Source organism: Streptomyces sp. NPDC093261 (genome assembly GCF_044753645.1).
Classification (GTDB): Bacteria; Actinomycetota; Actinomycetes; order Streptomycetales; family Streptomycetaceae; genus Streptomyces.
Genome location: NZ_JBIVNO010000003.1, coordinates 406420 through 428690 on the forward strand (window position 1 = coordinate 406420; position 22271 = coordinate 428690).

Sequence of the window (22271 nt, forward strand, 5' to 3'; positions counted from 1 at the left end):
GGCCGCGCGCACGGGGCGGGACCGACGCGGTGCACGGCCGGGCCGTGGAACGCGCCTGTGCGGCAACGGCCTGCCGGGGTGACCGGCCCCGTCGGCGCATTCGGGGGCTGCGACGGGACTCAAGCCATGCATCCCGGCGCATCGGCGAGCACACGGCAGGTGAGACCGCCCGCTGTCGGCGGACTCTTCAGCCGGTCGCCGTCCACTGGGTGGGGACGTGGGCGTCAGGCGATCCGAAGAGCGGCGGCTCGAGCGGCTCCGCGCCTGCCACCGCAAGGGTGAGTCGGCGCCGCCGGGACGTGACGCGGAGGAGGCCGTGCCCCGATCCTCCGTCCGGCGACGGCGGACGAAGGTGTGCGCGCAACAGGCTTGTTCCGCAGAGCGGTTGGGAGGTTCCTGTCAGCTGTCCGGGAGCAGGTTCGCCAGTTCGGTGTCCCAGTCGATGTGTCCGGACTCGGTGCCCTGCGGCACCAGTGCCTCCGTGTCCTCCAGGAAGGTCATGACGTCCTGCACGGGAACCTCGAGCAAGGCGGTGCCCGCGGAGGACCCGAGGGCGATGTACATCTCTCGGTCGCCACGGCCGACGGCCGACCAGATCCGGATGTCCCCCTCACCCGCGGAACCCCTCAGGCCGTCGGCCAGAAGGTCACGCCCCAGGATCCATTCCACCGGCTCGTCAGTGTCGGTGAAGAAGCAGGCGCGGACGACATAGGGATCGGTGGGCTCGTACCGCAGGCGCATGCTCAAGGGAACCGAGCAATCTCGCGAGACGACAAGCTGCGCGCCCACTCGCTGCACCACGACTCTCAAAGACTTCATCGACCTCACTCCAAGGCGCTTCCGCCTCGGCTGCCTCCTTCGCCACCGGACCGTCCCGGGCCGGTGGCGAAGAGGCGACGAAGAGGAGGCGTTGTACAGCAGGGCCCGGGTGCCGGACGGCATCGGCGGACCGCATGATTCATGGCGTCGCGCCAGTGGGGCGACGCGAACCTGCGACCCGTGGTGGGTGCCCGCAGGCAGGTGTGAGGGCGACGGCCCCTCACTCAGCCGGCCGCCTGGGCGGAGGTCACGGACCGCTGGTGCCCGGACCGGCGGTCTCGTCCCTGCCGCCGGCAGGCATCACAGCGAGGCGCACGGCCTGGACCCACGGGCGCAAGCGGCATCCGTCTCACCGGCCGGCGTGGTTCCGGTTGTGGGGGTGCCGGTCCCGGCCGTCGTGCTCGTGGCGGTTCCCGTCGTGCCGGTGCGACCGGTCGGACCTCCCTCCGCGTCCCTTGTAGGAGTGGCCGTCGTGGCCGTACCGGGCCGAGCCGGTGACGCAGTCGTCGTGGTGCCAGCCGCGGATCCGGTCCCAGGAGTAGCCCTGCTCGAGCAGGTAGCCGACACCGTGGTCCCAGCGGTTGTTGTCGGCCTTGACGCTGACGGCCGGGCGCTGGATGTGCGCGGACGCGGGAGTCGCGGCCGAAGCGGTGCCCCCGGCACCGAGGACGGCGGCACCCGCGACCGCCACGGAGGAAGCAGTGACGGCGATCCGCTTCGTGAGCTTCTTCATGGTCTGTCCTTCCGGTCGGTGCGATCCGCACCAACGGCTGCTCGTGCAGGCGATGTGAGGCGCCCGGCATGGTCGATCAAGCTCTTCCATACGCTGTATGGAATCGCCCTTCCAGTACTACCATACGACGTATGGAAGTGTCGAGGGCTCGTCGCCGAAGAGGATGTGCGCCACTGCTTCGCCGGTGTGCTACCGCTTCGACGGGGTACTCACCCCGCTGCGCCGACCCGAGCGCCTGACCCCCTTGCGCCGCGAACCCGGCCCGGCGAACCGGCACGTCGGATTCGGCAGCCGCATGCCCCTCCGCTACGACGCCCCTCGCCCGTATCGAGGCTGAGGCCGCACCGGACGCGCTGAACCCCCGCCTCGCCTTTGGCGCGCCCGGCCCAGGACCCCGACCCCTACGGGCGGCACGCCCCCGCCAACTGACCTTTTCAAGGGTGAGGCCGCCTGGAGGCGACCCTCCTCACGCCGCGGCGGGAAGAGGGCGCCGGGCGACGTCGCGGGCCTCGTCCGTGGAGAGGCCGAGCAGGTGCAGGAGCATCTCGGCCATGCTGTCCGAGGCCCGGCCGTTGTCCACCTCGGGCTGGGTGAACCACAACTCCAGGAGCGCCAGCAGGCTGCCGTTCAACGCGACCAGAGCGACGACCGGGTCGACCACGGTGAAGCGGCCCGAGGCCATGCCCTGCTCCACGTCGCGCCTCGCGCGCGCAGCCAGCAGTCCGCGGCCGGCGTAAATGCGGCCGAGTCCGCTGTGGCACAGGATGCTCACGATCTCCGGGTGCGCCCCGGCCATGCGGGCGCTGAGCCGCACGGCGCCGGCGAGGCGCTCGGCCGGATCCTCGAGGCCGTGCAGCCGTCCGTCGATGACCTGGGCGTACTCCTCCAGGGCATCGGCCACGGCCGCGTCGAACAGTTCCGGCTTGCACGTGAAGTGGTTGTAGAAGGAGCCGAAGCCCACGTCCGCGCGCTCCGCGATGTCCCGAATGCTGGCGCTGGTGTCGCCGGACTCGGCCAGGATCGTCCGCGCGGCGCGGACGAGTGCCCGTCGAGTCTCTGAGCGACGGCGGTCGAAGCGATTCCCGCATGAAGCTGACATCGTCATCACCGTGACCAAAAAGCACCAGTTGTGATGTTTTCATCATTGCACCGCCGCCCACGCCCGTCCAGTGAACGCCTTCGCCCGTAGCGACGCGTCCACGGAGGACGTGACATGCCACGACACACTCTGATCTATTCCTCAGTTATGACCATCTCATCCGTTATGAGGCACTTGACGGCCAGCGGTTCGTATCTGACTATTTCATCAGAAATGGGCGAAACGCTCGATACCGACACATGCCGCGTGTGTGCGCTCAACCGGCCATCGCCGTTCCACCACGACTGCACACAGGACCGCCGCGCCATGTACCGACGCTCCCTCACCTCCGCACCGATGGGATGAACCACGATGACGCACACCGGCCACAGCCCCCTCGCCGAGCCGGCGAAGCCCCGCGAGATACCCGACGCGGCGATAGCGATGATCGACGCGGAGGGGACCGTGACGGGGTGGACGCAGGCGGCCCAGCGGCTGGTCGGGTACTCGGCCGGGGAGGTGGTGGGCCGGTCCGCCGCACACGTGCTGCCGCCCCCCGAGGACGCCGGAAGGGCTTCGGAGTTGGCCGAGCAGTGCCGTGCCCAGGGCGGCTGGTCCGGCACCGTGGCGGTCCGCCACCGCGACGGCCATACGCTCACCATGACGCTGCGGGTCTCGTTGCTGTGGGGGCAGAACGCCGGCACTCGGTGGCTGGTGTCCGTGACCGACATAGGCTCCCTGTCCTCGGAGGCGGCCACCGGGCCGGTGCGGGAGTCACTGCTTGCCCGCGCACCGATCGGCATCGTCGTCTATGACCCGCAGCTGCGCTGTGGCTGGGTGAACGACGCCATGGAGCGTCACGACGGCGTGCCGCGTCAGCGACGGTTCGGACGCCGCCTGAAGGACTCGCTGCCCGCCTTCGAGGCCGAAGCGCTCGAGGTGGTGATGCGGCAGGTACTGAAGAGCGGCACCACCATGGTCCACGAGTTCCGGGCGTGGCCGCCGGCGGACCGGCGCCGGGAGCACGCCTTCTCGGCCTCGTTCTTCTGCCTCCAGGGCGCGGACGGCACGCCGGTGGGCGTGTGCTCCATGACCGTGGACGTCACCGGCAACCGGCGGGCACGCGAACGCCTCGCCATCCTCAGCGAGGCCGGCACCCGCATCGGCAGCACCCTCGACCTCATGCAGACCGGGCAGGAACTGGCCGAGCTTGCCGTGCCCCTGCTGGCCGACCACGCCCTCGTCGACCTGGTGGAGTCGGTTTCGTTCGGCGTGGAGCCCTCGGCCGTCACGGCGAGCGGCAGCCGCCCGGTGCTGCGCCGTGCCGGTGTGGCCACCATCGACCCGGGTGTCCCGAAACTGCCGTTCGTACGCGAAGAGGTGATCCACGCCCACCGGGCCTCGCCGTTCGCCGCCGCCCTGCGCACCGGCAGGGCTTACCTGGAACCAGTGCTGGACACCCACGCCGGCCCCTGGGTCGACCACGACCCGGTACGGGCCCAGAAGGTACGTGACAGCGGCATCCACTCCTTGATGGTCGTCCCCATCCGTGCGCGGAGCAGCGTGCTGGGCCTGGCGATATTCGCCCGCTCCGAGGAGCCGACGCCGTTCCAGGAGGACGACCTGCTGCTCGCCGAGGAGCTCGTCACCCGGGCCGCGCTCTGCCTGGACAACGCGCTCCGGTACGCGCGCGAACGCGCCGCGGCCCTCACGCTGCAACGCGCCCTGCTCCCTCACCGTATGCAGGGCGGTGCCGCCGTCGAGGTGGCCTCCCGCTACGTGCCGGCCGACATCGACCACGGCGTGGGGGGTGACTGGTTCGATGTGATCGAGCTGTCCGGCGCCCGGGTGGCCCTCGTCGTGGGCGACGTGGTCGGACACGGCATCAACGCCGCGGCGACGATGGGCAGGCTGCGCACCGCCGTGCGCACGCTCGCGGACCTTGACCTGCCCCCCGACGAACTGCTGGCACACCTCGACGACACGGTCCGGCGGTTGAACGACGAGGAAGCCGACCTTTCCGACGAGGTCGGCGCGGTGGTGGGCGCCACCTGTCTGTACGCCGTCTACGACCCGGTCACCCGACGGTGCACGATGGCACGGGCCGGGCACCCCCCGCCCCTGATCATCGACCCGCAGGGCCAGGTCAGCTTCCCCGACCTGCCCACCGGAGCCCCACTGGGCCTCGGTCTCGGCGTGGTTCCCTTCGAGTCCGCGGAACTGGAACTTCCCGAGGGGAGTCTGCTCGCGTTCTACTCCGACGGCCTGGTCGAGTCCCGCGACGACGACATCGACGTCGGTCTGCACCGCCTGGGCGCCGCCCTGGCACAGCCGGGCTCATCCCTGGAGGACCTGTGCTCACGAGCGATGGAGACCTTGCCGACTCAGGCACCGGCCGACGATGTCACCCTGCTCCTCGCGCGCACCCGCGCACTCCAGCCCGCCCAGGTCGCCTCCTGGGACCTGCCGAACGAACTGGCCACCGTCCCGGCCGCCCGGCATCTGGCCGCCCGTCAGCTCACCGAATGGGGACTGGAGCCGCTCGTGAGACCCATGGAACTGATCATCAGTGAACTGGTCACCAATGCCATCCGCCACAGCGACGGCCCGAGCCGCCTACGGCTCATCCAGCACCGGGTTCTGACCTGTGAGGTCTTTGACACCAACACCAGCCAGCCACGCCCCCGCCATCCCCACTCCCTCGACGGGGACGGCCGAGGACTCTTTCTCGTCGCCCAGTTGTCGCGCAGGTGGGGCTCACGCTCCGGGGCGGACGGCAAGGTCGTCTGGGCCGAACAAGACCTGCCCTCCGCAGCCCTTGCGGCGCCCCCCATGCTCCAGCAGGGAAGTCCCGGACATGGCTCTCAACAACGCACATGACACCGGTTCGCTGAGCACCGCCCAGGAGACACCGAGCGTCTCCGACGCCCGTCCCAGCGGCAGCGCTTACGTCCTCGCGGGCCTGGCGGCCGCCGTGGTCGACAGCCGAGGCGCGGTGGTGCGGTGGACCGAGGCAGCAGCGGACCTGACGGGGTTCACCGCCCAAGAGGTCTGCGGCCGCCCCGTGCGGGAACTGGTGGCGGAACTCCCCGACGGACTGCGCGGCACCACGCAGATGCCGGCATCCGGCCGGGTACGGCTGTGGCTACGGTGCGGCAACACCGTCGACGTCGCTTTCCGGACCACCCGGCTGAGCGGCTCGGCGGAGTGCCTCGCCCGCGAGGTGGCGGAGCAGGTGGGAGGGTCCCTGGATGTCGTGCGTACCGCGCAGGACACTCGCGGACCTCGAGCTCGAGCCGGACGAGCTGCTCACCCGGATCGCGGACCTGGTCCAGCGCCTCTCGGCCGAGGCCCCACCCGGTGACCACGACATCGTCGGCGCCACATGCCTGTACGCGGTGTACGACGCCGTCACCCGCCGCTGCGTCATGGCCAGTGCCGGGCACCCGCCACCCGTCCTGGTCCGGCCCGACGGGACCGCGGAAGCCGTCGGAATCTCCCCGGGCCTACCACTCTCCCTCAGCGGCGTGCCGTACGAGACCACCACCATCGGCCTCGAACCGGACAGCGTGCTCGCGCTGTACACCGACGGCCTGATCGATCGGGGCGCGGACGACACCCGCGATGGACTCCGGCGGCTGACCCATGCGCTCGCCGCGTCCTGCCGCCCGGACCGCGCTCTGGACGAAACCGGCCGGGCGGTCCTCGCCGATCTGGTGGACGAAGCGCCGCGTGATGACGCGACCCTGCTGTTGGCACGCACCCGCGCCGTACCGGCGCAGGACACCGCTCACTGGGAGATCCCGGCCGATCCGGCTGCCGTCTCCGAGGCTCGGGAATGGGCAGGCCGCCGACTCGCCGCATGGGGGCTGGACGCCCTCCTCTTCACCACCGAACTCATCGTCAGCGAACTGGTCACCAACGCCATCCGCCACGGTCGTCCGCCGGCGGAGCTGCGGCTGATCCGCCACAACGTTCTGCTCTGCGAGGTCACCGACTCCAGCAGCACCCAGCCCCGCCTACGACGTGCCCGCACGAACGACGAGGGAGGACGCGGCCTGTTGCTCGTCGCTCGACTCGGCGCGCGCTGGGGCTGCCGCCACAGCCAGAACCGCAAGACGATCTGGTCCGAACAGCTCATCGAATGCCCACGCTGACCGATGTCCTCGCCGCCACGCGGGCCTGGGCCCCGGCGGCAGCCGAGCGCGGCACGACATCCCGACAGGGACGGAGCGCCGGCCCGTACGCAAGACAGCTCACCCAAGAGGCCGGCCGTGTCCGCGTCGAGGCTCTGCGATCCCTCACGATCGAAGGGCCGCCGTCTGCGGGTACGCCGGGGGGCCGCGAGCGGAAACGCGTGTCGATCTCCTCCCGCACCCGCTTTGTGGGCGCCCCGTGACTGAGAACACCGGCGGGATCCCGATTCGCTTTCAGGGCCGACCGGCCCCCGTCCCACCCCGCTCAGCCCATGTGATCGCCGGCATGGCGGCCGATGCTTGAAATGCCGAGAGCCCGGAGGAAACCGCGATGACGGACGACACAGTCAGCCGCCCCCGGATACACGCCCTGCTCGCGGACGGCAGCACCGTCTGCATCCGGCCCGTGGAGCCGGACGATCACCAGCGGTTGCGGGGCTTCTACGAGGAGATGTCATGCGTCGCTTCGGGTTCGTCACACCCAGAGCGCACCGGCAGGCCGCCAAGTCCAGTGCCTTCAAGGCCGGCGAGCGGCCACCGCACGGCTCGCCCACGATCGGCCGCACGGCCCCTGGGAGGAGGTGACGAGCTGTGGCCGCACAAGCATCGTCGAACGCGGCGGGAGGCCACCCGACCGGTGACCTTGGGCGCCGGATCGCCCTGCGGCGCGAGGAACTCGGCTTGACCCGGGAGGAAACGGCCGATCGGGCCGGTATGGCTGCCGGCTACCTCCGGTACCTGGAGGAGCAGTCCACCGCCACGCCGAGCGCGGCCTCCCTCCTGCGGTTGGCCGGAGCACTCGAGACCACCGTCCGGGACCTCTCCGGTGGTGACGTCGATCTGCCACCCGGCCTCGGACAGGCGGGCCGACACCCGAAGTTCACGGTGCTGACCACGCAGGAGTGCCAGGAGCTGCTCTCGACCCACGGCGTGGGGAGACTCGCGGTATCCACCGCCTCAGGACCACTGGTCGTCCCTGTGAACTACAGCGTCGTGGAGGGGACGGTCGTCTTCAGGACGCTGCCCCACGCGGTACCTTCGCAGGCGCCGGGCCCTCAAGTGGCCTTCGAGATCGACCACGTCGACGGAGCCTTGAGCCAGGGCTGGAGCGTCCTGGTGCGCGGACAGGCCCGAGCCGTGACGGATCCCGAGTCCGTACGGCGTCTGGAGGAACAGGCGTACAGCGCACCCTGGGCGGGCGGGCAACGTGAGCTGTGGATCCGCATCGAACCTCTCAGCATCACCGGGCGCCGGATCACCGTGTGACGACACCGACCGCCCGATGGCGACGGCCTCCGTCTCGTGGGAAGCCGAAACGACGGTGAGCGAGCCCGTCTGCCCAGGCGGCACCGGCACGCCGAGCTCGGCCTCTTCTCATTCGAGGACTACCGCATACGTCTCTGCGGCGCATACCGGCCATCACTGCGAGGAGGTCCGAGGAGCCTCCGCCTGCCGGGGCCCGGCGGCGCCGGTCGGGTGCGGTCTGTTCGGCGACGGACGACGGGTGGCCTGCGGTTGCCGCAGTCGGGTGATGGTGCTGAAGCGTGCCGCGCGGCGGCGCAGGTGGCGGTGGCCGAGGGCCGGCCGGGGCGGTACCGGTGCGCGTGCGGTCCGGTAGAAGATCCGCTTGCCCGTCTCGACGAGGAGAAGATAGACGACGACCATGGCGGCCACCGCGGCGAAGAAACCGGTCGGCAGGAACTGGAAGCCGAGGACATGAGCCAGGGGGGTGGCCGGCAGGGCGGCGCCGAGGGCGACGACAGCCAGCGCGGTCAGCGTCAGGGGGAGGCTGGGGCGGCTGCGCCAGAAGGGGGTGCGGCGGGTGCGGATGGCGAAGATCACCAGCGTCTGCGTGGCGAGGGACTCCACGAACCAGCCGGTGTGGAACTGGGCCGCGCCTGCGTGGAAGAACCACAGCATCACCCCGAAGGTCAGGAAGTCGAACAGCGAGCTGATCGGCCCGAAGCACACCATGAAGCGCCGGATGAAGGCGATGTCCCAGTGCGCCGGTCGGCGCACCTGCTCCTCGTCGACCTCGTCGGTGGGAATGGCGAGCTGACTGGTGTCGTACAGAAGGTTGTTGAGCAGGATCTGGGAGGGCAGCATCGGCAGGAACGGCAGGAACAGTGACGCGCCGGCCGCGCTGAACATGTTGCCGAAGTTGCTGGACGTGCCCATCAGCACGTACTTGATGGTGTTGGCGAAGATCCGCCGCCCCTCCGCGACCCCGTCCGCCAGGACCCCGAGGTCCTTCTCCAGAAGGATCACGTCGGCCGCGTCCTTGGCCACGTCCGTGGCCGAATCCACCGAGATGCCCACGTCGGCGGCGTGCAGCGCGAGGGCGTCGTTGACCCCGTCACCGAGGAAGGCGACATCGCCGCCGGTCCGCCTCCGGCTGCGGACGATGCGGGCCTTGTGCTCGGGGCTGACCCGGGCGAAGACCGTGGTGTGCTCGATCGCGACAGTGAGCTGCTCGTCGTCCAGGGCGTCCAGGTCGCTCCCGGTCAGGACGCCGACCTCGCTCAGTCCCAGGTCGTGGCAGACCCTGGCGGCCACCGCGGGGTTGTCCCCGGTGACGATCTTCACCGTGATGCCCAGCGCGTCGAGCCGCCTCAGCGCCTCGGCGGCGTCGGGTTTGGGCGGATCGAGGAAGACCAGCAGACCGGCCAGGCACAGGTCACGCTCGTCGGCAGCCGTAAGAGCGGCGGCCGCCTCGGCGGGGCGGGTCGCCACGGCCACGACACGGTTGGCGGCGGCGAACTCGGCGTTCAACGCCCGACGGGCGCTGTCGGGCACCTCCAAGCAGCGTTCCAGCACCGCCTCGGGGGCACCTTTGGTGATCAGCGTGGGGGCGCCGTCGGGATCGGTGACCGTGACGGAGACCATCCGACGCTCGTGGTCGAAGGGCAGGACCTGGATCCGTATCCAACCGCTGAGGGCCGAGCGCTGGAAGGCGGCGGCGGAGGAGCCCCACAGGGCGGCGTCCAGCGGGTTGCCGCCCGCCGGCCGCCCCTGGTCGTCCACTTCCGCCTCGGTGCACAGCAGCCCGAAGCGCATCACCTCCTCCGGCGACGCACCACCCACCGGCACCGCCCGCATGAAATCGATGCGCCCCTGGGTCAACGTGCCGGTTTTGTCGGTGAACAGCACGTCGACGTCACCGAGGTCCTCGATACACACCAGGCGCTTGACCAGCACCTTGCGCCGGCTCATCCGCCGCGAGCCCGCGGCCAGGCTGGTGGAGACCACGGCGGGCAGCAGCTGCGGAGTGATCCCGACGGCGATGGCCAGTGAGAAGAGCAGCGCCTCGATCAGCGGCTTGTGCAGTGCCCCGTTGATGACGAAGATCGACGTGGTCAGCGCCCCCGCGACGTACACCAGCAGCATCGAAAACCGGCGTAGCCCCACCTGGAACTCGGTCTCCAGCTGGTGGCCGCTCAGTCCGGCGGCGATCTTCCCGAACTCGGCCTGCGCACCGGTGGCGACCACCAGCCCACGGCCGCTTCCCGAGTGGACCACGGTGCCCATCAGGGCACATCCGGACAGCTCGGCGAGCACCGTGGCGGCCGGGACGGGGGCCGTGTCCTTGGCGACCGGCAGCGACTCGCCGGTCAGGACCGACTCGCTGCACTCCAGGCCGGTGACCTGGAGCAGTCGTAGGTCCGCGGGCACGACGTCGCCGAGGCGCAGCTCCACCACATCGCCCGGAACCAGGCCGGTGACCTCCACCTCCTGCGGACGGCCGTCGCGCAGCACGAGCGCCCGGTGGCGGATCTTCGCGTGCAGTGACTGGGCGGTCTTCTCGGCCCGGTACTCGTTGACGAAACCGAGACCGACGGAGAGCACGACGATCACCCCGATGATCAAGGCATCGTTACGTTCACCGACGAAGAAGGAGACGACGGCGGCGGCGAGCAACAGGCCCAGCAACGGGGACCGCAGCTGGTGCCACAGGACGAGCCATGCCCGGGCCCGGTGCGAATGGACCGCGTTGGGTCCCCACCGCCTCAGCCGCCGCTCCGCCTCGTCCGACGACAGACCACCGTCGGTCGCCCCCAGGTCGCGCAGCACCTCGGCGGTGGACCGGGCGGCCGCCGTGGCGGCACGGCCGGCGGCTACCGGCCGCGCCGGCATGGTGGTCACCATCACAGCTCAACCTTCGATCCGCTTCGCCCGCGGCCCAAGGGGCCATCCGGTCCCTGTCGCCGGGACCTGTGTCGCGGCGCAGCCGCTGTCGGCCGCAGGTGCACTCCACCGACTCCTAGTGATGATCGCTTGCCTCCCGTACGGAAGCGGCAACGCGATCGATCAAATCGGGCAGAGCCGACTGCACCGGTTCGCTCAGGCCGGTGCCCAGCGCGATGTCGGACGCCTCCACGGCATGCACCACGAGCTCACGCGGGAGCCGGTCGAGGGCCTTTGCCAGGGCCAGGCACTCTCCCAGGCCCAGAGCGTGGGTGCTCGCCGAACCCGCCCCGTGTGCGGCCGCTTCCGCCGCTGACAGGGTATGCAGCCGGCCGGGGCGGGCCGGCTGCGTGCGAACGGCTTCCACCAGGACCACGGTGTCGGCTCCGTGCCACAGGTCGAGCATCCGGCCGGGTTCGCCGTCACTGACCGTCAGAACGATGCCGTCGGGAACCCGGTCCCGCAGTGCCTCCACCACCACCGGGCCGACACCGTCGTCGCGGCGGAAGGGATTGCCCACACCGATCACCACGACCCTGCCGGTCATGCGCGCTCCACCGTCAGATCGAGGAAATGGGTGGAGCAGGAAATGCAGGGATCATGATTGCGGATGGCCCGCTCGCACACGGTGGTGAGTTCCTCGTCGTCCGGGGCGAGGCCCGGCCTGTCCAGTCGCGACTGGACGGCCCGGCGCAGGTCCTCCTCGATGGCCGACTGGTTCTGGGCAGTGGGCGCAATGATGCGGGCTGCGGTGAGCGTGCCGTCCGCCGCCATGGCGTAGCGGTGGTAGAGCAGTCCGCGGGGTGCCTCGGTGGCGCCGGTGCCGACCGCCTCGCGTGGCGTGACCTCGACGGCCGGGCGGGGAGGTGGTTCGTAGGCGTCGATGACGCGCAGGGCTTCCTCGACGGCATGCACGACCTCCACGGCGCGTACGACGATGCTGCGGAAGGGGTTGCGGCAGACCGCGCCCGAGGTCGGGTCGCCGAGCCCGGCGTCTCGCGCCGCTTCGGCTGCCGCGCGGTGCAGCCAGCGGCCGTTGAGGGCATAGCGGGCCAGTGAGCCGGTCAGGTAGCGGCGGCCGTCGAGGGTGGCGGTAAGGGCGGTGGAGTGCGGTACCTGCTCTTCCCGCACGTGCCGCTCGAAGTCGGCGACCGGGAACTCGCGCGGGGCCGGGCTCCGCTCGGTGTCACCGTGGTCGAGGGCGGCCATGACCGCGGGTGTTCCGGAGTCGATGGCGTAGCGGCCCGGATCGCGCAGCGCGAGGAGGTCGTAGTCGCACAGGGCGTCGGGGAATTCGAACGCGGCCACCCAGCGCACGGTCTCCAGCGCGTCCTCGCGGGCCTGCCGCAGCCGGTCCGCCAGTGGCCGAAGCTCCTGGACCGTCGGCGTGCGGTAGAAGCCGCCGACACGGACGTTGACCGGGTGGATGGGGCGGCCGCCCAGCTGTTCCAGGATGGCGTTGCCGGCCTGCTTGGTCCTCAGGCCGCGCTCGACGGCGGCGCGGTGGTCGCGGGCGAGTTCGACCGCACTGGGGCAGCCGAGGAAGTCCGGGGCGTGCAGCAGATGGATGTGCAGGGTCTGGCTCTCGATCCATTCGCCGCAGTACAGCAGGCGGCGTAGCTCTGCGAGGGGGCCGTCCACGGTGACGCCACAGGCGTTCTCGACCGCCTGGCAGGCGCTCATCTGGTAGGCGACCGGGCAGATGCCGCAGATGCGGGAGGTGATGTCCGGTGGCTCGGTGTGTCCCCGGCCGATCAGGAAGGCCTCGAAGAACCGTGGCGGCTCGTAGATGCGCAGCCGTGCCTCGGCGAGCGTTCCGTCGTGTACGCGCAGGTGGAGGGCGCCTTCGCCTTCCACGCGGGCCAGTGCGTCCAGCCGCAGGACGCGGGATCCGCGATGGCTCATACCGGCCCTTCCGGGATGGTGTCTGTCCTGGTCTGAGAGTCGTCCTGCTCCTCGGCTGCCTCAGCCGCGAGATCGGGTACGGGGGCATATTCCGGCGACGCGGCGTTGAAGGTGCGGAAGACACGCAGGATGTCGCGCTCGCTCATCCCGTCGTGGCGCAGCTGCCGGACCATGGAGCGCAGGTTGGGGCTGTTGCTCGGGCCGAAGCAGCCGTAGCAGCCGCGTCCGTAGGCGGGGCAGATCGCGCCACATCCGGAGTGGGTGACCGGGCCCAGACAGGGGGTGCCGTGGGCCACGGTGATGCAGGTGGTGCCGCGCCTCTTGCACTCGAAGCAGACACTGTGGTCTGGGATGCCCGGTTTGCGCCCGGCCAGGTAGGCGGTGATGACCTCGAGGAGCTGGCGGCGGTCGATGGGGCAGCCGCGCAGTTCGAAGTCGACCGGTACATGGGCCGAGATCGGCGTCGACGTCTCCAGCGTGGCGATGTACTCCGGGCGGGCGTAGACCGCGGCGCGGAACTCGGCGACGTCCCCGAAGTTGCGCAGCGCCTGGATGCCACCCGCGGTGGCGCAGGCTCCGATGGTGACCAGGCGCCGCGAGATGCGTCGGATGTGCCGGATCCGCTCGGCGTCCTCGGCCGTGGTGATCGACCCTTCGACCAGGGAGAGGTCGTACGGTCCGCGCCCGGACAGCTCCGCGCGCTCCCCGTCGGGACCCTCGGCGGCGGACATCTCCAGGAAGTGCTCGATCCGTATCCGGTCGGTGAGACCGAGCAGCTCGTCCTCGCAGTCGAGCAGGGTCAGCTGGCAGCCGTCGCAGGAGGCGAACTTCCACACGGCGAGTGTCGGCCGGGGATCGGCGGCCGGTCCGGTGCCGGTGTCCGGTCGCGTGTTGATGTCCATCTCACAACTCCCTTACGGCGAGCAGTGGTTCAGCCCGGTCGTAGCCGACGACCGGACCGTCCCGGCACAGCAGCAGGGGGCCTAGCTGGCAGTGGCCGCAGTGGCCGGTGGCGCAGCGCATGTTGCGTTCCAGGGAGACCTGGACGAGGTGCGGGGGCACGCCCCGGTCCGTCAGGGCGCGTGCGGTGTGGCGGATCATCACCTCGGGGCCGCACACCAGCGCGCACGTGCGGTCGGGATGGATGTCGAACCGGTCCAGGAGTGTGGTGACCACCCCCACCGCGCCGTGCCAGCCCGGGCTGGGGCGGTCGACGGTCACTGCCACCCGGGCCGAGCCGCCCCAACTTTCGGTCTCCTCCCGGCAGACCAGGTCGCCGGGGGTGCGGGCGCCCACCAGAATCGCGAGCCGGCCGTAGGCCGCGGGACGCTCCAGGACCGTGTGCACCACCGGCCGCAGCGGCGCCAGCCCGATGCCGCCGGCGATCACCAGTACATCGTGGCCGACCGCCGCGTCCAGGTCCCAGCCGACGCCGTACGGCCCGCGCAGCCCCACGGTGTCTCCGGGGCGCAGCCGGTACAGCGCCGTGGAGACCGCACCCACCGCGCGCACGGTGTGCACCAGCCCTCCGTGGCGGCCACGCAGGGAGCTGACCGAGATGGGCACCTCGCCGACGCCGAACGCGTAGATCATGGCGAACTGACCCGGCGAGAACGGCGGTAGCTCCCGCCCCACCGGCACCAGTTCCACCGAACAGGTGTCGGCGGTCTCCCGCCGGGTGTCGGCGACCCGGTACGGAAGCGGAGGCGTCACGGTGCTCATGCCGGGCCGCTTCCGTACGGCGCGTACAGGTCCAGCAGCCTGATGCGGGTCGCCTGCAGGCGCTCGGCGACGACCTCGGTGAAGCGGCGCATCAGGGCGTAGCCGAGTCTGGGGTCGGCCGCGCACAGGCCGAGTACCTCGGCGGCGGGGAACTGCGTCGCCTCCACCGCGGTCACCGTCCGGGCCCCCAGGTGCCAGCGGTACGGCGGAGAGATCCACGACCAGCCCAGCAACTGACCCGGGCCGAGCGTCTCCACCACGGGCGCCGGGTGCCGGCCGGGGACGTACAGGTCGAGGGCGACCTCGCCGGAGCGCAGCAGCCAGAAGCGGTCGGCCTTCCCGCCCTCGTCGAAGAGTCGCGTACCGGCCGGATACGTGACGTCCAGTCCTGTGGCCATCAGCCGTTCGCGGTGTGCGGCGGGGAGGAAGTCCGGGGACGGCGGCAGGCGGGTCACGGGGCCTCCTCCGATGCCCGGGACTGCGTCCAGTCGTGCAGAGCGGCAGCCTCCTCGGTGATGTCGATGCCGACCGGGCACCACACGATGCAGCGGCCGCAGCCCACACAGCCGGAGGAGCCGAACTGGTCGTACCAGGTGCCCAGTTTGTGGGTCATCCACTGCCGGTAGCGGCTGCGCGCGGACGCGCGGACCGGGCCGCCGTGCAGACGGGAGAAGTCGAGGTCGAAGCAGGAGTCCCACAGCCGCCACCGCTCCGCGTGGTCACCGGTGAGGTCGGTGACGTCCTCGGTGGTGGTGCAGAAGCAGGTGGGACACACCATGGTGCAGTTCCCGCACGTCAGACAGCGCCCGGCGACGTCGTCCCAGCGTGGGGCGTCCAGCGTGCCGGCCATCAGTTCCCTCAGGTCGGCTTCGGGCATGGTCCGTCCCATGCGGTCCGCGGCGGAGGCGACGCCCGCGCGGGCCGCCTCGCGGGTGGCGGCGTCCGCCGGGCGGGCCGGCAGTTCGGCGAGGATCTCGGCGCCTTCCTCGCTGCCGGCGCGGATCCAGAAGCGGTGACCGTCGTCATCGACCACCTCGGTCATCACCAGGTCGTAACCGGGTCCGGCCGCCGGTCCCGTGCCCATCGAGACGCAGAAACAGGTGCCCCCGGGCTCCGTGCACTCCACCGCCACCAGGAACGCTCCGGTGCGCCGCCCCTGGTAGACGGGGTCGCGGTGCGGCCCCCCGGTGAGCACCCGGTCCTGGATGGCGATGGCCCGCAGGTCGCAGGAGCGCACCCCGAGGAACGCGTACCGGACCGGCGGGGGCTCGTCAGCCGTGAACACCGTCTCGTCTCCCACCCGGTCGGCACTCCACTGCCGTACCCGCGCCGGGTGCAGGAACGTCTTCCACGACTGGGGGCCCGCCGCGTTCGCGAACGCGGCGCCGTCCGGCCGCTCGCGCAGCCGGTACTGCCCGGCCTCCAGCTCCACGCCCCATCCGTAGGGCAACCGGTCGGCCGACTCCAGCTCCGCCAGCACGATCGCGCCGTCCCGCACAGTGGGGCCGACCACGGTGAGACCGCGCCCGATCAGGACGTCGACCAGCGCGGCCATCCCGTCCTTGCCGATCACCATCCCGTCGGAGAGGGGTGGCGACGAGCTGTTCACGTCGGTGTACGTGTTCATGGCCTTGCTCCCTCAGTACCGCGGAAAGCAGGTGCGGCGGCCGTCGGTCCCCATGGTGCCCATGGGTTCAGGACTTCCGGCACAAGCGTACAAATACGGAGGTACCGGAAGCATGTGCGTGTGCCTTCAAGGACGCAAAGAAGTAATCGGTATCCACTACCAGGGCGGAAGCCCGCCGTACGACGTGCGCCGGGACGCCGGACGGGCGACGCTGTATTTCTCCGGACCCGACGCGTACGTCAAGCACCTGGGCGTACGGACCGCCTCACCTGAACGCCGCTGATGACGGAGATCACGATGGCACGACCGGATGCCCCGATCGTGGTCGGTGTGGATCCCGACCCCGCGAAGCGCATGGCGCTGGCCTGGGCGGCCGACGAGGCGGCGCGGCGCGGACTGCCGCTGCGCCTGGTGCACGCCGAGAGCATGCCGACCGTCGGGTTCGGTCGGTGGGAGGTGCCTCCCTCCTGGGAGGCGTGGAACGAGATGCTGCACCGGGCCGGCGAGCGTGTGCTGGAGGACGCGGTGTCCTTCGTGGAGGCCCGGCAGCCCCAGGTGCGGGTGTCCGGGCTGCTGGCGGAAGGGAACCCGGCGTGGGTCCTGCGCGAGCAGAGCCGGCAGGCCACGGCTGTCGTGCTGGGCTCGTGGCACCTCAGCCGAGCGCGGGAGGTGTTCGGCTCCTCGTCCATCGCCGTGCCCGTCATGGCGCATGCCCGCTGCCCGGTGGTCGTGGTCCCCGAGCCGGAGCACGTCACCCAGCAGCCCGCGCACTTCGTCGTCGGCGTGGACGGCAGCGCCCACTCCGCCGCCGCAGTCGACTTCGCCTTTCAGGAGGCCGCCCTGCGGGGCGCCGCGCTGCGCGCCGTGTACGCGTGGCAGTCCGGGCCGTTGCACTGGATGTTCGACGAGCACGCGGAGCAACAGGAGTACCGACGGGTGCTTTCCGAAACCGTCGCGGGGCGCGGCGCGGCGTACCCGGACGTGCAGGTGCGTCACGAACTCGTCAGCGGTCATCCGGTGGAGGTGCTGACCGGGGCATCCGCCCACGCTCTCGGCCTGGTGGTGGGGACCCGGGGGCGCGGCGGCTTCGTCGGCATGCTGCTCGGCTCGGTGAGCCAGGGCGTGCTCCACCACGCCCGCTGTCCCGTCATCGCCGTCCCGCACGACTCGGCGTGAGCCGTGAAGACAAAGGCCGGTGGCCGTGGCGGGCGGCGAGAGACGAACCTTCTATCGGCTCGGCACAGCCGACGTCTGCTGGAGTCCGGACTGCTGGCGATGACCGCGGGCGCCCTGCTCGCCGGCGGCATCGCGTGGCTGCTGGGGCGTCACGATGTCGCGGGTGCCTGCTGGGCGGCCGGCACCGCGCTGGCCCTCGTTCCCGCGGTCGCGTGGGTGGTGGGCGATCTGCGCAGGGGACGGGCCGGCGTCGATGTGATCGCCGTGCTGGCGCTCGCCGGAACCCTCGCGGTGGGCGAGTACCTGGCGGGTGCTCTGATCGGGCTGATGCTGGCGACCGGCCGGGCACTGGAGAAAGCCGCGGAACGGCGCGCCTCACGGGACCTGCGTTCCCTGCTGGAGCACGCCCCGCGTTCGGCCCATCGCCGCGACGGCGGGAAGGTGAGGGTCGTGCCGCTGGACGTGGTGGCACCCGGTGATGTGCTGGTGGTCGGCCCGGGCGAGGTGGTGCCGGTGGACGGCGAGATCACCGTCGGCCCGGCGGTGCTCGACGAGTCCGTGCTGACCGGGGAGTCCGGCGAGATCGAACGCGGGGTCGGCGAGACGGTGCGCAGCGGAGTCGTGGGCGGCGGGGGCGTCTTCGAGCTGAGGGCGAAGGCCACCGCCGCCGACAGCACCTACGCCGAGATCGTGCGCCTCGCCCAGCAGGCGGCGGCGGAACGGGCTCCCATGGTGCGGCTGGCGGAGCGCTACGCCGCCTGGTTCCTTCCCCTGTCGCTGGGGTTGGCCGCCGTCGCCTGGCTGGTGAGCGGCTCCGTGGTACGGGCGGTGGCCGTCCTCGTCGTGGCCACCCCCTGCCCGCTGCTGCTCGCCACCCCGGTCGCCATCGTCTCCGGCCTGTCGCAGTGCGCCCGGCGGGGCGTCGTGGTCCGTGACGGCGGTGCCCTGGAGCGACTGGGCCGGGCCCGCACCCTGGTGATCGACAAGACGGGCACGCTGACCGTGGGACGGCCGCGGGTGCTGGAGGTGGCGGGCGCGCCGGGAGGCCCGGCTCCGGCGGAGGTGCTGCGGCTGACCGCCTCGCTCGACCAGGTGTCGGCCCACCTCCTGGCCGAAGCCATCGTCCACGAGGCCAGGGCACGCAACCTGCCCCTGGCCCTTCCGCAGGACGTCATCGAGGAACCCGGACGAGGGGTCACGGGGACCGTCGACGGCGTGCGCATCGGCGTGGGAAGGACGGAGCTGTCCCCGGCCGACCTGCCCGGCTGGGCGCGTGCCGTGGACAACCGTGCCATGCTGAACGGCGCCGCGACGGTCTGGCTGACCGTGAACGGCATGGTGTCCGGTGCCCTGCTGCTGCGAGACCCGCTGCGCCCCGACGCGCCCCGCACCATCCGCCGCCTGCGGGCGGCCGGACTGGACCGGCTGCTGATGCTCACCGGAGACCGCCCCGAACCGGCCCGTGAGGTGGGGGCGGTGCTGGGACTGGACGACGTACGCGCCGGGCAACTGCCCACCGACAAGATCGCCGCGGTGCGCGAGGAGAGCGAGCGGGCCGTCACGGTGATGGTCGGCGACGGTGTCAACGACGCCCCCGCTCTTGCCGCGGCCGACGTCGGTGTCGCCATGGGTGCCCGTGGGTCCACGTCGGCATCGGAGGCCGCTGACATCGTCCTCGTTACGGACCACGTGGCGCGCCTGGCCGACGCGATGGAGATCGCCGCACGCGCCCGCCGCATCGCGGTGCAGAGCGCCGCGGGCGGGATGGCGATGTCCCTGGCCGCCATGACGGCCGCGCTCCTCGGCCTGCTCCCGCCCGCACCCGGCGCCCTCCTCCAGGAGGCCATCGACGTGACCGTCATCCTCAACGCGCTGCGGGCCCTGCTCCCGCCACCCGGCGTACGCCCGACCCTGGAACCGGAGGCGGAGAGCCTCATCCACCGGTTCGCCACCGAGCACGACGACCTCAGGGACGCCCTCGACGCGATCCGGGAAGCCGCCGGCCTCCTCGCCACGGACCACGGCCCCCGCGCCCTGGCCGCCGTGCGCGAGATCGACCACCTGCTCAGAAACCGCCTGCTCCCCCACGAACACGCGGAGGAACACGAGCTCTACCCCGCGCTGGACCGACGTCTGGGGCCCGAGGCCACCGACACCATGAGCCGCGCCCACGCCGAGATCGAACGCCTGGCGGAGCGCATCGCCACCCACGTACGCCTCACCGACGAGGAAGGCGGGCTCCGGCCGGAGCAACTCGACGACCTGCGCGCCTCGCTGTACGGCCTCCACACGATCCTGCGCCTTCATTTCGCGCAGGAGGAGGAGAGCTACTTCTCGCTGGCGCAGTGACCGCTCACGGCAGCTCCGGTACGACGGCCACCGGGCGCTGGGCCTGGTGCAGCAGCGTGTGTCCCACCCTCCCCAGGCGGAGTCCATGGGGGTCGTGGCCGCGGGCGGCCCCGATGACCACGAGGTCCGCGGCGGCCGAGCGGTGCAGCAGCACCTTGTGGACGGGCCCCTCGACCGTGGTCCTCTTCATCCGGACGTCCGGGTGATCGGCCGCCGGGTCCTGCAGCAGGGCGTCGATCAGCGTGGAGGCCCGCTCCTGGTGGTAGACACGAGCCGCAGCGGCAGACCGTGCCGAGCCGCCTCGTCGGTCGCCCAGTCCGCCGCGAGGAGACGGAATCCGATCCGTCGACGCCTACGACCACGGGCAGTCCCATCGTCCCCACCGCCTTTCCCCAGTCCGGGAAACCACGCAGGACCAGGTACTTGCACCAGCACGCCGCCCACGGGGCCACAGAAGGGCATGTCGCCCTCTTCGGTGCGGCATTCGGCCCAAGCCGCTCGATGCGCCGGCCGCGCATACCCGTCCGGAAGACATGGTCCGCACGGTCCTCCAAGAGGTCCGAACGGCCCTACCCCGGCGTACCGCGCGCCCCCAGTCTGGAAGGTGATCAGCCGTCCGGATCGACTCCGGAGGGGGTTCAGTGACCGCACCACCCTTGGACGTGTCCGTCGTCGCGGCGTTCGTCGAAGACGCCACGGCCGCTCCGTCCCAGCACAACGCACAGCCCTGGAGATTCCGGTTCCTCGGTGACAGCGGCGTCCTGCAGCTGTACGTCGACCCGGAGCGCACCCTTCCGAAGACCGACCCCGACGGGCGCGGCATGCACCTCGGCTGTGGTGCCGCACTGTTCAACCTGCGGGTGGCCGCGGTGGCGGCAGGCCGGGAGCCCGCCACCCGGCTCCTGCCCGACTCGTCAGTCCCCCAGTTGCTGGCGGAGGTGGACCTCACAGGCGACGCGAGCCCCGGCGACGATCTCGCCCTTCTCCACCCGGCGATCCGACGACGCCACACGAGCCGGCATCCCTTCCGTGAGGACGACATCCCGGATGCCCTGAAGGACGGCCTGTGCGCGGCGGCCCGCCTCGAAGACGCCCGGCTGGTCTTCCCCGACGCCTGGCACGTGCAGTCGGTCCTCGATCTGGTGCGCGACGCCGAAGGCCGGGAGGCACGGTACCCGGAGGTGCGGGGCGAGACGGCCCACTGGGCCCGGACCGAGCCCGCCGACAAAACCCCCGCTTCGGACGGGATCCCCGCCGAGGCGTTGGGCCCTCGCCAGTGGGGAGCCGACTCCCCCGTACGGGACTTCGCCGTCGGCCGCGAGGTACCCGGGCGCGGTTGGGCCCCGTTCGAGAAACGGCCTCAGATCGCTCTGCTGGGCACGGCACAGGACCGGCGGCTGGACTGGCTGCGGGCCGGCCAGGCGCTGGAGCGGGTCTGGCTCCAGGCCACTTTGGACGGCCTGGTCGCGTCCCTGACGTCCCAGCCTCTCGAGTGGCCCGAACTCCGGTGGGTGGTGCGGGACCCGACGACGGCCATGGGGCACGTACAGATGGTGATCCGTCTCGGATACGGACCCGAGGGCGCCCCGGCTCCGCGACGACCTGTGGCCGATGTGCTGGACATCGTCTGACGGCCCGCCCTCGCCGCGAGCCCCTTTCCACAGCCATGAGGGCTGTGCCCACGGATGGAAGAAGTGCAAACATGCAGCACCGGACAGTCGCCGAAGTCATGACACACAGTGTCGTCACGGCACACCCGCGCTCGTCCTTCAAACAGATAGCCCAGCTGTTGCGCGACAACGACGTCACGGCCGTCCCCGTCGTCGACGACGAGGGGCGCCCCATCGGTGTCGTGTCCGAGGCGGACCTGCTCCGCAAGGCGGCGAGCCTGCCGGACCCGGAGGGACGGCCGCCAGGACACCGGCTGGGTCCGGAGGAGCTGGCACGCGCCGGTGCCGAAACCGCGGAAGCGATGATGACCACACCCGCGGTGACGGCACGTCCGGGCTGGAACGTCGTCGAGACGGCAAGGAGCATGTACCGCCACAAGGTGAAGCGGCTGCCCGTGGTCGACGAGACCGGCAGACTCGTCGGGATCGTCAGCCGGTCGGATCTGCTGCGGCCGTTCCTGCGCGGCGACACGGCGATCAGCGACGAGATCCACCAGGACGTGCTGCGCGCGACCCTGGGTCTCGCCTCGGACGCCGTGCAGGCCGACGTGCGGGACGGCGTGGTGACGCTGAAGGGCCGGGTCGAGCAGAGAACGCTGATTCCGGTTGTCGAGCGTCTGTGCCGTTCCGTGGACGGCGTGGTCGCCGTGCATCAGTCGATCGGCTACGCCGACGACGACCTCGGATCCGACCTCGGTCCACCGCGGCTACCCGGCAGGGGAGACAGCGGCCATGAAGCGTCCGCTCACCGTGGGTGAGTGATGACGCCGCCCAGCCTGGGGAGGCATTCCCGGCATTGCTCCTTCGAGGG

At 71.3% G+C, this 22271-nt stretch carries 21 protein-coding genes; 10 read left to right on the forward strand and 11 right to left on the reverse strand.

Features of this window, described 5'->3' with window-relative positions:
* Nucleotides 1-399 precede the first annotated feature (399 nt).
* Together ACIP94_RS10930 and ACIP94_RS10935 are read right to left on the reverse strand one after the other, a co-directional pair.
* The gene (locus ACIP94_RS10930) at nucleotides 400-819 is read right to left on the reverse strand and encodes an SsgA family sporulation/cell division regulator (protein WP_402422657.1); all 420 of its coding nucleotides are present in this window, start codon (nucleotides 817-819) and stop codon (nucleotides 400-402) included.
* Nucleotides 820-1168: 349 nt separating this feature from the next.
* Entirely contained in the window at nucleotides 1169-1552 is a 384-nt protein-coding gene (locus tag ACIP94_RS10935; protein ID WP_402422660.1) for a hypothetical protein, read from the reverse strand.
* 97 nt (nucleotides 1553-1649) lie between these two features.
* On the opposite strand from ACIP94_RS10935, the gene ACIP94_RS10940 reads away from it, so the two are divergent.
* Nucleotides 1650-1889, forward strand: a complete 240-nt coding sequence (locus tag ACIP94_RS10940; protein ID WP_402422662.1) for a hypothetical protein — start codon at nucleotides 1650-1652, stop codon at nucleotides 1887-1889.
* Nucleotides 1890-2018: 129 nt separating this feature from the next.
* Here ACIP94_RS10940 and ACIP94_RS10945 read toward each other — a convergent pair whose 3' ends face one another.
* Nucleotides 2019-2657 (reverse strand): TetR/AcrR family transcriptional regulator, encoded by a 639-nt coding sequence (locus tag ACIP94_RS10945; protein ID WP_402422665.1) that lies wholly within the window; start codon nucleotides 2655-2657, stop codon nucleotides 2019-2021.
* Nucleotides 2658-3002: 345 nt separating this feature from the next.
* Here ACIP94_RS10945 and ACIP94_RS10950 point away from each other — a divergent pair, with 345 nt between their 5' ends.
* The 4 genes from ACIP94_RS10950 (at nucleotide 3003) to ACIP94_RS10965 (ending at nucleotide 8092) form a co-directional block, all read left to right on the forward strand.
* Complete coding sequence (locus tag ACIP94_RS10950; protein WP_402422668.1) at nucleotides 3003-5510, forward strand: SpoIIE family protein phosphatase; 2508 nt, start codon at nucleotides 3003-3005, stop codon at nucleotides 5508-5510.
* Nucleotides 5488-5994: a PAS domain S-box protein gene (locus ACIP94_RS10955; protein WP_402422671.1), complete on the forward strand. Its 507-nt coding sequence runs from the start codon at nucleotides 5488-5490 to the stop codon at nucleotides 5992-5994. Before ACIP94_RS10950 ends, ACIP94_RS10955 begins: the two co-directional genes overlap by 23 nt.
* Complete coding sequence (locus ACIP94_RS10960) at nucleotides 5882-6787, forward strand: SpoIIE family protein phosphatase (RefSeq protein ID WP_402422674.1); 906 nt, start codon at nucleotides 5882-5884, stop codon at nucleotides 6785-6787. The genes ACIP94_RS10955 and ACIP94_RS10960 overlap by 113 nt, the downstream gene beginning before the upstream one ends.
* 630 nt (nucleotides 6788-7417) lie before the next feature.
* The gene (locus ACIP94_RS10965; RefSeq protein WP_402422677.1) at nucleotides 7418-8092 is read left to right on the forward strand and encodes a helix-turn-helix domain-containing protein; all 675 of its coding nucleotides are present in this window, start codon (nucleotides 7418-7420) and stop codon (nucleotides 8090-8092) included.
* 153 nt (nucleotides 8093-8245) lie between these two features.
* Here the strand turns inward: ACIP94_RS10965 and mgtA are convergent, their stop codons facing one another.
* From mgtA to ACIP94_RS11000, 7 genes are all read right to left on the reverse strand, one after another.
* Nucleotides 8246-10972, reverse strand: a complete 2727-nt coding sequence (gene mgtA, locus ACIP94_RS10970; protein WP_402422680.1) for a magnesium-translocating P-type ATPase — start codon at nucleotides 10970-10972, stop codon at nucleotides 8246-8248.
* Nucleotides 10973-11087: 115 nt separating this feature from the next.
* Nucleotides 11088-11543 (reverse strand): hydrogenase maturation protease, encoded by a 456-nt coding sequence (locus tag ACIP94_RS10975; RefSeq protein WP_402422683.1) that lies wholly within the window; start codon nucleotides 11541-11543, stop codon nucleotides 11088-11090.
* Between the two features lie 11 nt (nucleotides 11544-11554).
* Nucleotides 11555-12916: a Ni/Fe hydrogenase subunit alpha gene (locus ACIP94_RS10980; RefSeq protein ID WP_402422685.1), complete on the reverse strand. Its 1362-nt coding sequence runs from the start codon at nucleotides 12914-12916 to the stop codon at nucleotides 11555-11557.
* On the reverse strand, nucleotides 12913-13818 hold the full coding sequence (locus tag ACIP94_RS10985) for an oxidoreductase (RefSeq protein ID WP_402422688.1): 906 nt from the start codon (nucleotides 13816-13818) through the stop codon (nucleotides 12913-12915). The genes ACIP94_RS10980 and ACIP94_RS10985 overlap by 4 nt, the downstream gene beginning before the upstream one ends.
* A 1-nt stretch (nucleotide 13819) precedes the next feature.
* Nucleotides 13820-14638 carry an FAD/NAD(P)-binding protein gene (locus ACIP94_RS10990; RefSeq protein ID WP_402422691.1) on the reverse strand — a complete coding sequence of 273 codons (819 nt, stop codon included), beginning with the start codon at nucleotides 14636-14638 and terminating at the stop codon, nucleotides 13820-13822.
* The gene (locus tag ACIP94_RS10995) at nucleotides 14635-15036 is read right to left on the reverse strand and encodes a Crp/Fnr family transcriptional regulator (RefSeq protein WP_402423069.1); all 402 of its coding nucleotides are present in this window, start codon (nucleotides 15034-15036) and stop codon (nucleotides 14635-14637) included. Before ACIP94_RS10995 ends, ACIP94_RS10990 begins: the two co-directional genes overlap by 4 nt.
* A 53-nt stretch (nucleotides 15037-15089) precedes the next feature.
* Nucleotides 15090-16265 (reverse strand): 4Fe-4S dicluster domain-containing protein, encoded by a 1176-nt coding sequence (locus ACIP94_RS11000; RefSeq protein WP_402422694.1) that lies wholly within the window; start codon nucleotides 16263-16265, stop codon nucleotides 15090-15092.
* Between the two features lie 112 nt (nucleotides 16266-16377).
* On the opposite strand from ACIP94_RS11000, the gene ACIP94_RS11005 reads away from it, so the two are divergent.
* The 3 genes from ACIP94_RS11005 (at nucleotide 16378) to ACIP94_RS11015 (ending at nucleotide 19790) form a co-directional block, all read left to right on the forward strand.
* Nucleotides 16378-16548, forward strand: coding sequence for a DUF1918 domain-containing protein (locus tag ACIP94_RS11005; protein ID WP_402422697.1), 171 nt, complete (start codon nucleotides 16378-16380; stop codon nucleotides 16546-16548).
* 14 nt (nucleotides 16549-16562) lie between these two features.
* Entirely contained in the window at nucleotides 16563-17441 is an 879-nt protein-coding gene (locus tag ACIP94_RS11010; RefSeq protein WP_402422700.1) for a universal stress protein, read from the forward strand.
* 99 nt (nucleotides 17442-17540) lie between these two features.
* Nucleotides 17541-19790: a heavy metal translocating P-type ATPase gene (locus ACIP94_RS11015; protein ID WP_402422703.1), complete on the forward strand. Its 2250-nt coding sequence runs from the start codon at nucleotides 17541-17543 to the stop codon at nucleotides 19788-19790.
* A gap of 4 nt (nucleotides 19791-19794) precedes the next feature.
* Here ACIP94_RS11015 and ACIP94_RS11020 read toward each other — a convergent pair whose 3' ends face one another.
* Nucleotides 19795-20127: a universal stress protein gene (locus ACIP94_RS11020; protein ID WP_402423072.1), complete on the reverse strand. Its 333-nt coding sequence runs from the start codon at nucleotides 20125-20127 to the stop codon at nucleotides 19795-19797.
* 304 nt (nucleotides 20128-20431) lie between these two features.
* Here ACIP94_RS11020 and ACIP94_RS11025 point away from each other — a divergent pair, with 304 nt between their 5' ends.
* Nucleotides 20432-21421, forward strand: a complete 990-nt coding sequence (locus ACIP94_RS11025) for an Acg family FMN-binding oxidoreductase (RefSeq protein WP_402422706.1) — start codon at nucleotides 20432-20434, stop codon at nucleotides 21419-21421.
* 71 nt (nucleotides 21422-21492) lie between these two features.
* Complete coding sequence (locus tag ACIP94_RS11030) at nucleotides 21493-22218, forward strand: CBS domain-containing protein (protein WP_402422708.1); 726 nt, start codon at nucleotides 21493-21495, stop codon at nucleotides 22216-22218.
* Nucleotides 22219-22271 lie beyond the last annotated feature (53 nt).